At 36.7% G+C, this 13,260-nt stretch carries 11 protein-coding genes; 1 reads left to right on the top strand and 10 read right to left on the bottom strand.

Annotated elements, in window-relative coordinates:
• Positions 1 to 207: 207 nt before the first annotated feature.
• From BW716_RS30775 to BW716_RS30755, 5 genes are all read right to left on the bottom strand, one after another.
• On the bottom strand, positions 208 to 459 hold the full coding sequence (locus BW716_RS30775; RefSeq protein ID WP_072364311.1) for a hypothetical protein: 252 nt from the start codon (positions 457 to 459) through the stop codon (positions 208 to 210).
• 295 nt (positions 460 to 754) lie between these two features.
• Entirely contained in the window at positions 755 to 985 is a 231-nt protein-coding gene (locus BW716_RS39250; RefSeq protein ID WP_368678131.1) for a helix-turn-helix domain-containing protein, read from the bottom strand.
• Between the two features lie 50 nt (positions 986 to 1,035).
• Entirely contained in the window at positions 1,036 to 1,938 is a 903-nt protein-coding gene (locus BW716_RS30765; protein ID WP_083729912.1) for a HEPN domain-containing protein, read from the bottom strand.
• Position 1,939: 1 nt separating this feature from the next.
• Entirely contained in the window at positions 1,940 to 2,701 is a 762-nt protein-coding gene (locus BW716_RS30760; protein WP_083729911.1) for a sensor histidine kinase KdpD, read from the bottom strand.
• 39 nt (positions 2,702 to 2,740) lie between these two features.
• Complete coding sequence (locus tag BW716_RS30755; RefSeq protein ID WP_083729910.1) at positions 2,741 to 3,325, bottom strand: hypothetical protein; 585 nt, start codon at positions 3,323 to 3,325, stop codon at positions 2,741 to 2,743.
• Between the two features lie 544 nt (positions 3,326 to 3,869).
• Between BW716_RS30755 and BW716_RS30750 the strand changes: the two genes are divergently transcribed.
• A complete protein-coding gene (locus BW716_RS30750; protein WP_083729909.1) occupies positions 3,870 to 4,091 on the top strand; it encodes a helix-turn-helix transcriptional regulator in 222 nt (73 codons plus the stop codon).
• Positions 4,092 to 4,267: 176 nt separating this feature from the next.
• On the opposite strand, the gene BW716_RS30745 is transcribed toward BW716_RS30750, so the two are convergent.
• The 5 genes from BW716_RS30745 to BW716_RS30725 form a co-directional block, all read right to left on the bottom strand.
• Positions 4,268 to 4,978: a hypothetical protein gene (locus BW716_RS30745; protein ID WP_083729908.1), complete on the bottom strand. Its 711-nt coding sequence runs from the start codon at positions 4,976 to 4,978 to the stop codon at positions 4,268 to 4,270.
• The gene (locus tag BW716_RS30740; protein ID WP_083729907.1) at positions 4,935 to 11,135 is read right to left on the bottom strand and encodes a hypothetical protein; all 6,201 of its coding nucleotides are present in this window, start codon (positions 11,133 to 11,135) and stop codon (positions 4,935 to 4,937) included. The genes BW716_RS30745 and BW716_RS30740 overlap by 44 nt, the downstream gene beginning before the upstream one ends.
• A gap of 232 nt (positions 11,136 to 11,367) precedes the next feature.
• The gene (locus BW716_RS30735) at positions 11,368 to 12,285 is read right to left on the bottom strand and encodes a hypothetical protein (RefSeq protein WP_083729906.1); all 918 of its coding nucleotides are present in this window, start codon (positions 12,283 to 12,285) and stop codon (positions 11,368 to 11,370) included.
• Positions 12,286 to 12,336: 51 nt separating this feature from the next.
• Positions 12,337 to 12,603 carry a hypothetical protein gene (locus BW716_RS30730; protein ID WP_083729905.1) on the bottom strand — a complete coding sequence of 89 codons (267 nt, stop codon included), beginning with the start codon at positions 12,601 to 12,603 and terminating at the stop codon, positions 12,337 to 12,339.
• A 284-nt stretch (positions 12,604 to 12,887) separates the two neighbouring features.
• Positions 12,888 to 13,260 (bottom strand): hypothetical protein (locus tag BW716_RS30725; protein WP_220388870.1); only part of this gene is annotated, 373 nt, incomplete at its 5' end.

Below are 13,260 nucleotides of genomic sequence, written 5' to 3'. Positions count from 1 at the left end.
TGTTCTGAGTGGTTAACAGATAGTAGAATCCTCGCGAATATTTTAAGTGTTATTAAAAGCTCAGGGTCTGATATATTTAGGCTTTCAGTATCCTCTGATGGTTCAGTTAACTCAGTGTTGCACATAGGAAGAAATTAAAATGAAAAAATAATACTCATAATGCAATAGGGAGTATAAAATTAATTACACTCCCTATTACGGATACTACTATTCATCCTGATCATCATCATCTTCCTCGTCATCGTCACCTTCTTCATCACTGTTATCAGCTATCATATCCTCTATCTTATGAATTACTTTCCTGTCCTGTTTACTATACTGTAATTCAAGACTGATTGTATCTTCATCCTCATCTACTTCCATGATGGTATGCTCAAGTTCGTGTTCGCAAATTAAACTGCATACATCCAGCATAATATCGGCCGGTATATCAAATACCTGTCTTGTGAGTTTAGTCATAGTTTTTTTTTCTACAAAATTACCACCGTCGAAAAAGGCAATGTCCGGATTATGTCGTTTTGTGTAGTTTTATGTAGTTTTATGTCGAATTTCCCCAAATTATGCTAAATATTTCCTGCTTGGGGAGTTTTGGGCCTAAACCTGATGTAAACTAAAATCAGGATTATCTCACCAGGGTGTAAACCTATTTCAGGACGAGACAGGACGAGACATTGCCATTTGAAAACAGATTGAAAACATAATGAAAACCGATTGAAAATGATTGAACACAATTTGATTTCAGTTGAAAGTATGTTTAAATAGTGTTGTTCCGGTCCTTATCCTCTGCACGACCTAACATTTCCACTATATCAACCTTATAATACTTACAAAGGCGCAGTAGTCTTGAAACATAGAAATTTTCGTATATTCCTCTTTCTATCTGACTTATTATTCTGGATGACATTTTGGTATCCTTTGCAACGGCCTTTATACTTTTCTTTTGGCTTTTCCTCAATGAATACAATTCTTCCCCAATATAATACATGAAGACCTTCAATCTTTGTTCTGTGTTATGCCTCCTACTACCAGCCTGGCTCATTGGCTATTTAAATTTAAGGGAAAGCTAATTGGTTGAACGGCTTCTATGCAAAGCCTTTTCTTCTCATATAGTTTTTCTACTAAGCCAATTAAAGTTGCAACCCTTCCCATTATTATTTTGGCTACTTCATTAGATACTGTGAATTTCTCGTTATAACGAGCGTCTGAATATGCCCTATTTAGTGTATTAAAAAAGTATATTTCTTCCTTTGTAAGTCGTGGAAAAACAACCATTAATTCCTGGGAGAAATTACATGTCAGGGCTAACAACCGGGAAAGATTACGGGTTGTAGGTCGATAGCCTGTACAAACCTTTAATATAGCAATACAGGCATGTTCTACTGAATTGTGTAAATCAATAATGGTCTGTTCATACCAGCCATTCTCAAAACAATAGTTAGCCGTCTTGAAAAAACGATGAGCCAAGCCAAAATACCTTTGCCAGTTATCCTCTATCAATTTATTCAATACAGTGCTTCCCAGTTCTTTTGCTGGAATGGTTACATCGGTGTCATTATTATATAGGATCGCACCATAAAGAAATACTGTAGAAACAAACCGCTTACCATTCTCTAATCCCTTGTTAACAGCTTTCTGATGCTCCACAATAGTAGTAGCATCACACTCTACCGCAGCTGCATGTTTTTCTACAATTTCAATTATTTCATGATTGGGTCTTTTCTCACTATCATTGGTTATGAGCAATAAATCAAAAGTTGGATACATTGTCCTAACATTGGTTTCGCTATTGAAGAAGCAGCTCCAATTAATCATGGTAGTGGTACGATAGCCATAACATATAATTTTTAAAGGAGAAACAGTTTCTACAATTTTCTGAATTAATTGTACCAGTATCGCTAATTGTGGTTTAGAAAGCTGTTGGATATTCGTTGTGTTCATATTAATGTATTAAATTTTTAACAATTGGGTTGGCCTGACATTGTGTATCAATAAGAAATAAAAAAGTCGTTCCTTTCTTATCGCTTTTAGCCAACATTAGATCACCGCCTAAAGAAGAAGTATAGAGTTTACTGATATATAATCCTAATCCCATTCTCCCTAAACCTTCATCAATTGGATGAAACGGCTGAAATAAGAAAGGGATTTTATCAGCAGGAATTCCCTCCCCATGATCAGATATTTGAAATAACAGACGAGTTTCTCCCAAAGAACTGATACATACTAAGACATCTGTATCAGAGGGGGCAAATTTCAGAGCGTTGTCTATTAAGTTCTTTAAAATTTGGCCCAGCTTTATTTCATCCGTCACAATGAACTCAGGCACCGCACGGCGAAGACTGATTCTGATTTTAACCGAACGGGTAGAAGTGAGTAACTTATACTGCTGAATCTGTTCTTTTAACCATTGGCGGATCTGGATGCGTTTCGATACTATATTTGTAGATAGTCTCCCATCTCCAATTGTGGTTGTTGCCATCATGTTATTTAAAACATGCAGCACATTCACACTCATACAATTAATGTGAGAAAGGTAAAAGTTTGTATTCTTTCTGTACTCCTTTTCATTTAGGAGCATTTTACTTGCAGTACAGATACCCGCTATTTGTGTTCTCATTTCATGGGCTAACATTCCCATGAATCTCTGCATAGCTTCTATATCTGCGGGATATGTTCCGACCGAATTATTAGGTGATAATATCATAACAGAATTTTGAGAGTGATGGCGTAAAGAACCTATTCATTAATTACCTAAATCAATGGAAAATTGGTTCTCCTTTACGAATGAAACAGAAATGGGTGGCAATTCTAAACAGGCATTTTCTATCAACTCTTTTATATCATCGAAAGACTGGGGAAAATTTTCAGGAACTACGACGAGATAATCATATTTAGGCTCTTGTTGGCTGTCTGCATCAATATTACACAGTGTGTAAATGCGTTTTGGCTTAACCGAATCTTTAATAATTTGGATAATCTTTTCTTCATGTTGCTTTTTGCCAAAGTTGGACACATATTGAATGTCTGTCACTTCACTTACCTGCAACTCTCTCTTCTTTTTGTATTCCTCATTAATTAAATGCGCAGCCTCAATAAGTTTCTGTATTTTTTCGTATAGTTCGACAATGGAAACCCGAACATACTTATAGCTTTCCTTATTGAACTTTCCCGTTACGGCAGCTTTAAAAAATTCCCAGAATGTTCTTCTTACTTCTGGCAATCCACAATAATCAAAAAACTCATAAAGCACCAGGTAAGGATCTTTAATGTGTTCAGTTCTGAGATTCTGAGGGAAATATGCTGAATCTGGATATTCATTGTAACTCATACCAGGCTAGGTTTAAGGGTTAACAAAGAAGCATCAGATTGGGATAGGTAAAAAGTTATTACAGGTAAAAAATAAGGGTGATAGCTTTTATTAGCCTTACAATTCATAGCAAAAATTAAAAGGTGAGAAATGGGGAATTGAATTGCTTGTAAGGACTAACCAGCTTGGGTAGGAATAAAAAAAGACGTGGGTTAGTCCTTACCGTCCCCATGGGCTACGACACCCTGAACCGAATAAGAACGCCCACGCCTATGACGTGAGCGATTTACCTTATTTCTCGGGTTCTTAGAAGGTCGTAGTTTCAGGGGACCGAGAATTAAAGCAAACGCGCTTAATATTTTAAGTGTTTGCAATTTAGATTATTGTCATGAAGTATTGAAACACATTGTTATATAAATTTTCAATTGTATAGAAAGTCTTTAAATTAGTATTTAATTTCGGTACTATTTTAATGAAAATCTATCATAATTACAAATATGATGACAGAATTTCTATAATTATTTATTTTTCCTCTATAAATATTTACAGAAAACCTTTACAATCAATGACTAAGCTAGGGGAATATCTTATACTCAAATCTATTAATAAGTCAGAAGTGGCACGTAAAACAGGGTTAAGTAAAGCACGATTAAGTGAATTGACTTTAAAGGAGAAAGCTTGGTTAAGAGCAGAGGAACTATATGTTATTGCTTTAGCGATTGGTGTTGAGCCATGTGAAATATTGGAATTTACTTGTGGGCATTTGAGAAAAAAAAAGCATTCATAAGATCCCTGGTTATTTAAATACTTTGTTAATTTATAATTTGCTTCTGCCAACATCTTTAACATAAATCATGGTCAAGTTATTTTGCAGCATGAGGTCTACAAATCTTATGATTACAAATAAAGTTCAACCATGTTTAATACAAATGATACAGTGAGATTGTCTTTTTTAAAGGTAGGTCATTCTTCCGATGCCTTCTTATATTGAGTTTCATAAGATTTCAGAATTTCCTCATACACACCTTTAAATTTCTGAAGGTCTTCAATCCTTGCTTTATATAATTCAATTTTTTGCTGCCTTAACATACTGGCACTGTCCATATCCTCAACTGCCTCATTTAAAGAACCATATTTTTCTCTAAATAGCCACATTGCACTTATATCTCCCAAATCATCCAAATTCCGCCCTGCATACAACCAACCCTTTGTATCCTCATTTTCCGAGTTATCTGCCGCCTGGTTCAATGCATACCTGATTAACACTCTAGCAGTCTCATCTACACTTTTTACGATACCAAGCCAATGCTTTACTTTTTCTCCTGCCGGATCGTCCTCTGTCTCCACTTCATCCAGACCATACGGATAGAATAGATCATTCTCATCCGGACTTAACTTCCTAAGTGTATCTAAAATTGGTTCGAAATTTCTCAATGGCCTGCGACTAGGGGGAAGCGACCAACGCCTTTCCCATAACTTCAGTATAATATTGAAGCACTCTTTTTCCACTGCCTCCTTCAATGTACCTTCCGCCTGATCTACTAATTTCATTTTCTCGGCCAGATAATGCGCCATCCATCGGATCATAAGATCATTTTCATTTTCATAACTTAACTCCTTCAAGAAGAGTTTACCCAAGTTGATAATTTGTTCTTTCGTCTCGGAGTTTTCCATTTGCTGAAAAAATAAATAGTTTATGTTTAGGTTTTATATACTCATCTGTTACTGATCTATAGGAAGAATCTTGGTTTCTTCTTATCAATACATCAAAAATAATTTCACATTCAAATTGCTCACATATCGAAATTAAAAACGGGATAGTTGCTCTCAAACGTTTACCCCGCTGATCAGCTTTTTCATCTGAATAACGGGCAGGTTTACTCCAACTATCACAAACAACACACTTGTTATTAACAGTAAAATCATTTCCTAAAGAGTGAAGTGGAAATCCTATATCACCAGCAAAAGGGTCAAGCTCATCTAAATATGTGGCATCTACACCATCAATAACCCAGCCTTTCAGCCAGACACCTTCACTTTCTATTTCATAGGTATTTTGTTGCCATAATGGTAGCTTATAGTCATAAGGATTCTCATAAGTATTTAAAGCCAAAAGCAGGGAATCTGAACCGGCTTTAGATACCAAGGCTGTACTTACCGAATAACTTTCTTCCCGCCCTTTACCTCTTTCTAACCAGCGCCCATGGATATTCAGGTACAACTCTCCGGTTTCCCCATTCACAATAGCATTAATGTAATCATCTATTGTCACACCCTCCAACCAAGTATCCAGCGATGCTTCTCCCTCAATCCATAATGGCCTTTTTATTGGCACAGGGCTTTTGAAATCAGACAACCACCTGCCATCTTTTGCAGACAACGAATGCGTGGCAATCCAATCCGTCCATTCATTACCACTATCAGATGCTTCCGATGATATAACAGGCATTTTATCAAGAAGCTTAGCGGCGACTATCAACATGGCATGATATGATAAATAAAACCTGAGATCATCTACCTTTGGATATGCTCCATGAGAATGCCAGGTTCCCCTACTACTAGAGTAATAACGATTCCTCATATTACCCCGGGGGTCTCTAATAATTGTCTCTTTCCAACCTAGTTCATGCATAATTACATCTCCGGCTAACTCCATCACCTGAGATTGGGATACCCCAAAAACTTCTCCTAATGGCTCATACCAATAACTATCAAAATCATGTGCAAACGAAAATTTTATACTTGGTTTAATCAACCCATTAGCATGCCAGTAACTATCAACTGGATCTTCATTATCAAATGAATTATTACTAGATTTCCACTTCCCAATTTCATCTATTGCACTTAAAACTTCGGTGTTATAGGTACCAGGATAGGCTTTCTCTATGTTCCTTGCAATATCAGCAGCAAATTGTTGGATCAGGATATGTGGCATCGACATAGCATATTTAAGAAAAGTAGCATGGTATTTTTTTACTATTCCGGGGTGATCCATTGAGGCTCTTGCAATCGCAATCAATAAATATAGTTTGGCATGTAAATCATAAAAGCTAAAACCTCTACTCCCAAATTCTCCCGGATTGCATTTTTCCATCCATTCAATCAGACAATCCAGAATATTCTCAACATTTAGCTCAATCAGCGTCCTCACACAATGAGCTGCCATCCAACGAACAGAAGAAACTGGTTCCCCAAGTGCACACCAGATAAAGCCAGCTATACAAGTATTAACATCATTTGTGGTATGAAGCCAATTGTCCCACATACCATCACCAAAGTCATTTTCTATATGAAGCTCAAACCTTGACAATGCAAATACTACAAGTTTTTCACTTTCTTCAGCACTTAACTTTGTAACAGCTAACCTAGAGAAGTTAAAAAAGGTTTCTGCATTTTCAAATTCCTCTCCTGCACCTAATCCATCAACTATGCCATCTTTTAAAATATCAATATGATGATCATTAAGTCCTAATTCATCTGTTATATTCATAACATAGTAAAACGAAGACAATTCATCTGCAATTTTTTTTCCAAGCTCTTTTATAAGAGCTGGCCATTTTCTAACAAAACTTACTTTCCTACCATATTTATTTGACGCTAATTTTAACACACATGAGATATCAGAAATGTCGGGTTTGTCAGATGTAAACAAAAGGGTTATGAATTCTATAATATTGTTTTCACTAATATATTCTAACACTACCGTCCAAAATGTATCCCTATCTGACATATCACGTTCGTCCATCACTATCTCCCAATCACTGAAATCATTTATTAGATCACCAGTAAACATAAAACTGCCAACAACTTCCTTAAGTTCTTCAATAGTAGTTGTATTAAGACCGTTACGTCCTCTTCCGGCAACTGTTTCCATATTCGAAGAAAGATGGTAAAAATCATTTACCATCTTTAATTCCTTATTCTCAATCCCATATTTTGCTGCCAGAATACCTAACTGCTGAAAATCCTGACCAGGGCTGCCATCTTTTCTTAAGAACCTCACTGACTCATCTAGTATAAGTCTTCTGATCTCCGGAGATTTTTCCCGCTCCAATAGTAAGGAAGCAAATCTTAGAAAACTATATCCAGGCAAGAACCGCCCCATTGCCCATCCAACAGAGGAAGAAATTAAATTTGATTTCACCAACTCTTCTACTAACGCACCCAACTGATATGTCCAGTCTCCTTTATCCCTATCTCTCCATCTGCTCAATGCAGCTATCGCTATATTAGGAGACATACGGGCGCATACCACCACGGCATAACTCCTATCCCAGTGTTTCTCACGGTTCACATATTCTCCTGTTGCTTCTGCACAGCGGATAAACCTATATGCTAGCTCATCACTCAAAGGACCATCAAAGGTGGCTCTGTCTGCCTGTGCTACAATTGCCTCCCAGCGATTTACAAGTTCATCCCCATACCTTGAAACTTTATTTATGGCCTCTTCAAAATAAACAATTGCATCATCTTTTGAACCAACTAATACAGCTCTCGATAACTTCACATACAAACTTGCATAGCTTTCTGTATCATCACTTTCATCCGGATTTGCTGAAATTGCATTATAGGTCGAATGTTCTACATCATCTTTTATACAAAACAAGTGTTTGTTTCGGTACACAACCCTTGTCAGTTCTAGCCGGCTATCCTGGTTAAAATGATTATTAGCATGTAAATACCGCTGATATATCTTGAAAATTTCTTCTTCAGTTCCTCTGCAAAAAAATTTCAGTATATCACTACATTGTTTAGCAACTTCTTCAGACATCCTGTCAACATCCCTATAATGTCGTTTTATAACTTCTTCAAATCCTCTATCTACCCTATCTAAGCCTTCCTGAATATTTCCTACACTATTACCTATAACTTGACACCTTAAATGAGCCCATGGATAAAGCCCTTGTGCCATTAGCCCCACCTTTTGAGCTTGTTGCTGCTCTTCATAATCAGAATGCCCTTTCTTATACTCCTCCGGCATAATCTCAATCAGGTCTAAATCCTTCCCCGTTAAATATGATCGTAATGCGACAGCTCTGAAAAAGAATAATCTGTAATCCGAATAATTATCAGTTATCCGAGTATCCGCTTTATGCGGTATGTATTCATTTAGTACATGTAAAATCTTATCATTTGATAATCCATGATATAAAGCTGCTTCTAGTAGAGAAAGAAGGGCATTGGGATAATGATTTTGAATGGCATATTCGGGAAATTCTAAAATGTTCTTTGTTTTCAACAATAAATCAATACAATTTTCTATAACAACCCGGGCTGGAAATTTACCGATTCTATTAAGCTCATCCGTGATTGCCATCACTAAATAAGGCTTGTTATTACATCCCTGTAATAATAACATTGTTGCATCAAAATCAGCAACGTCAATCAATCTTTCCACTAGTAACTTAGCTGTATAGAAAACCTGGTCATTTGATTGTATACGTTCTAGAAAGCCCATGCATCCTGCAAATCCTTCCAGATTATTATAAGCATATGCGAGCTCTAGTAAATCCTTGTTATTTACATCAAAGTCATAATCCGGTTTCCCATTTTTTTGCCACTCATCCAAATAAATATCCAGCCACCTTTCAGCTGCCCGCAGATAACTACTGGCCTCCCCTCTGTAATCAGCTATTCCCGATAACAAAGACGCTGAATATATGTTCTCTGAACCTTCCCACAGCCCACTCAATAAATGCTTAAGGGCTATTTCATGTACTTTCTCCTTACTCTGTAGTTGTATTAGTAAATCTATATTTTCAAAAAGCAAACGAACCTGCCGTTTATTACCCGCCATCTCCTCTCCAGCCCGCATTGCTACCATAATTGCATCCGGTACCTTCTTCGCCTTTAATGCCGCTTTAAAAGCAAACTGAAGGCGATAAACTCTGATGTTACGGGCATCAATTGGATTATCTAAAGGAAGAAAGTCATCAGAAATCGCTATTTTGATCAGCTGTTCATACCTCCCTGCCTGTAAATAGAGTAATGGTAGTACTTCAGATACATAGGAAAACTGTCCTGCTAAGGGCTCCAGAACATTAATATACGCTTCCAGTACTGCCTTTTCAGCAAGGAAACGCTTCCTGAACCAGGTTTCTGTCGGCTCATCCCTAAACTGTACAGAGGAATCTGATAACCACAAAGCCCGGCCCAGATCCGCTATAAAACTCCTCACAGCCTCTTCTGGTACGCTGGCAGCCCTTGCCAACACACTTATTGGGATATGTGGCTGTAAACTAGCTAGTCCCGTACAAATTCTGTTAATACTCCCCTGACTGCCCTCAGCAGATAAATATTCGAGTCTGTTTACTGCTGATTCCAGCTGATGCGCTATTTGATCATCAACGGTTGTTCCTGCAGGACCAAGGCTACTCAGTAGTTCATTTATAGCTGTATATCCAAACCCCAGTGCATTGGCCTGCACTCTAGGATTTCCTCCTGTTAGCCGGTGAAACTCCAGCCCTTGCTGCGGTGTTACATTCGGATAATGTTTCACAAGATATTCCTGTGTTTCTTTTTCAGCAAATGGCGGTAACACAATACTGCTTACCCAATGAGGAGGCTTTAGCAATGAAATACGTTCGGTCCTGCATAACATCACAAGTTTACAGCCATCAGGCAGGTTTTCCCGCAATAGCTCATTTGCAAAACATGGTTGGTTAAATTCCTGTGCGGCCATTTCTGCATTATCTGCCGCATCAATAAAAATTACCAAGAGTGCCTTTTCACATTCTCTCCTTAATGCCTTTATTACCGTATCTATCCTTGAAAGAAATTTCTGTAGAATATGTTCGTCACGGGATGTGTCCTGAATAAGTAAAGGATCACAAAGCCCCTTGACTGCCAGTTCATTAATAATCTGAATTAAGGCATCCCGATGTCTGTGTCTTGGTTCACTGCGATTTCTGTACCTGCCGGCGCCAAAACAATCGTAAGAAATGCCGACAGAGCCCAGAGGCAAATGATCTCCCATATATCTGCAGAAAACAGATTTTCCAACACCACCTGGAGCATGAACAATAACTGGGCGCTCTGATTCAAATATAGCAGTCCTTATTTGCGAATACTGTTCTCGTTCAATGATTGCACCCATAAAATCCCAATCCGGTGGTGCCGGATATAACTCCCTCTCCGAAGTGATACCAAATCTTAATAGAACATCCTCGCGTAGGATAGTTGTTCCTCCATCCCTTAGGACACGGTCCCTAACCAGCGCAATCAAGTTATCCATTTGGGCATTATCAACTACACCAGTTACCAATTGGCTAATCTCTGCCTTTAGTTGTGATTTTTGCTCACCAAAACTCCCTTCTCCGTCCTCAAATCCGAGAAGGCGGCAAAAGGATCTTAACCGCTCATTTCTTAGCTTAGTATATTTTTCAATTGTCTTCTTAAACCTTGCACTTACTGGTTCATCAGCAATTATTTGCGAAATAAATGCCTTTAAACTTTCTTCTACAGGTCTGTTCGTAATAATTGAAAAATTAATGGAAACGCCCTCCATTTCTGCAGGATGCTCTTCCTGATAAATAAATCGTTCCGCAAATCCCTCAATGGTACGTCTCAAATCACTTATTGTGAAAGGAACATCATTAAGAACAGAAGTATGTTTAAGTTGGTAGTAACATATCCTTCTCTCTTCAGAATATTCATAATACTCTGTTACATCTATTACATACTCTCCGGCATCTGTATTTTCCTCAGAGCCCTCAATGACTAATTTCTTTAATGCCGCATAAGGGTATATGAGCCCTAATGAACGCCTTGCTGCCCATCTGTAATGAAATTCATCTCCTGCACGTGAATGTACTACCGCTTCATTCGACATATTTATTAAATCTATTTTCTGTTATAATTTAAATACTATATCCAGATACACCACTGCCGTAGCTTATTTATCCACTTACGTCAGCTGCCAGTGCGAATAAATGATTATTTTTTTATAATCTTTTCTACAAATCAATTTAGAGAATATTAGTTGAAAAAAATACTCTTATTGCAATCGCTCAACCTTTATATTTTAGCACGACCCAATAATTACCATTGAGTATTTTTTAATCTTACCTATGCCAGTGACAAAATTCCCTAAACGTATGAATTTCGCACGGTTTTCCTTGTATAGAGGGGCTGGTGCAAGGAGCACCACATTTATGTGCTAATCCACGAATGTAGTTATGATAGAATCCAATTCTTTTTTCAACTTCCTTTTCATCAAATACTTGTTCAAGTTGCTTATCAGCTTTATTGAAAGATCTAATTATTAGAATGCCATCAGTATCTAAAAAACGATATGTATCAGCATTATCCTCTAGTATACGCTCTGAATTGTATTTTTCAAGGAAGGTTCTATCTTTTTTATTTATGGCCTTAAGTAATCCTTCTTCCAATCCAATGAAGAACTTTGTTCTTCCAACCTTTTCAGTTAAATAGTCAAAAACAGACATTTTCTCAGGTAAATTGGTATTTAATGCATTGTCAATATTTTTTCTTATTAGGCGGTAATCAAAACACTCTCCAAAATAAATCCGCCCCTTGAATTCATAGCTTGTGAAAAATTTATTCTTGTTTATATTTACTCTCCTGGTTTTATTTAATTTAACATACTTAATGTACCTATTATAATATTTTGAATCCAGAATAAAACTCAGATATATCGCATAGTACGTTAATTGATTTTCAAAATAGTCTGAATCTACAGGAGATTTTTCCACAGGAGGATCATCTACGACAATACATTCTGAACTACGAAAAAACTTATATCCCTGTAATGTGGTAACTGTTCCAAATCGTAAATATGCATTAGAAGTTTCCTGTTTTTTCTCAATGATGTCTTTTACCATTTTAGAATAATATTGCTGAGTAGTTCCCTTCGTTTCTATCTGATACAATTTCCCTTCAGCAATTACCTCATAATCTAAGTACTTTCCCGTAATCGGCACACCTATTTTTCTAAACTTATTTAAATCTATTTCTAACAACAGAGTTGTATATTTTAGTCCAACGGCAACCCCCGCGAGTTCAGAAATAGCTTATTGAGTAGTATCATCTTTACAGAGATTTATTATAGTATTTTGAGTCAATTCAAGATAATCATTATTTAACGATTCTAAGAAAGGCGCTTTACTTTGTAAATAGTCAAAATCTGACTCCTTTATATGACCCGGTACCTCCATTTGATAAATTGCATATTTAAAAAACTCAGGTTTATCCAATTCAACGAAAAATTTCTTTTTATCAAACGGATATCTTCTTGCTGTAGAATGAAGTTCAACGGATATAGAGGTTTTTTTATTCATGATCGTTTATCATAATGCATTAAGAAAATAACTGAATATTATAATACAAAAAATACGCGCATAGTATTCCTTATTATAAGTATATTAGTGAATAAATTAGGAAACCATTTCAAGAAATTCTGCTAACGAAATTATGTATGTCTTATTAGTTTTTACCAGGGGATTATTCCGGTATTTTTAAATTTTATATCTTCTACTATACAGTAGAAATGCCAGATCAAAAATGTTTCTATTCGGACTGTCCGCCAACAAACGCGAAAACCATGTTAGCCAGTGGTTTTGCATCACTTTTTCTCTTTTCTGCTTTTAACGTCTTTGTCGTAACCGATTTGCCAGAAATACATATCCAATATTTTCATTAATGGATAATGTTTTGGGGTTTTGGTCTCAATCAGCAGTTGTGCTCGGTCAATATCGCTTCTGTTCTTGTCTATGAAATTGAAAAGTTCGTTTAATGAAATTTTATTGAAACCTGTATGCTCCATTTTCATTTCTTTTAAGCCGTCTATGAAATATCTGTCATAAGCAGGAACACAGGCTAAAGTTCCAAGCATGATTTTACTCAACAAGGTGTCTGTTGGAGCAATTGGTTTAGGTTTGTCTGTACCTTTGGTAAAATATATTTTGCGATAATGGTCGTAAGTATTCGGACCTCGG

This window comes from [Flexibacter] sp. ATCC 35208 (assembly GCF_001975825.1).
Classification (GTDB): Bacteria; Bacteroidota; Bacteroidia; order Chitinophagales; family Chitinophagaceae; genus Chitinophaga.
Note: the sequence above shows the minus strand (reverse complement) of the source record. Positions and strands in the feature narration are given on the sequence as shown.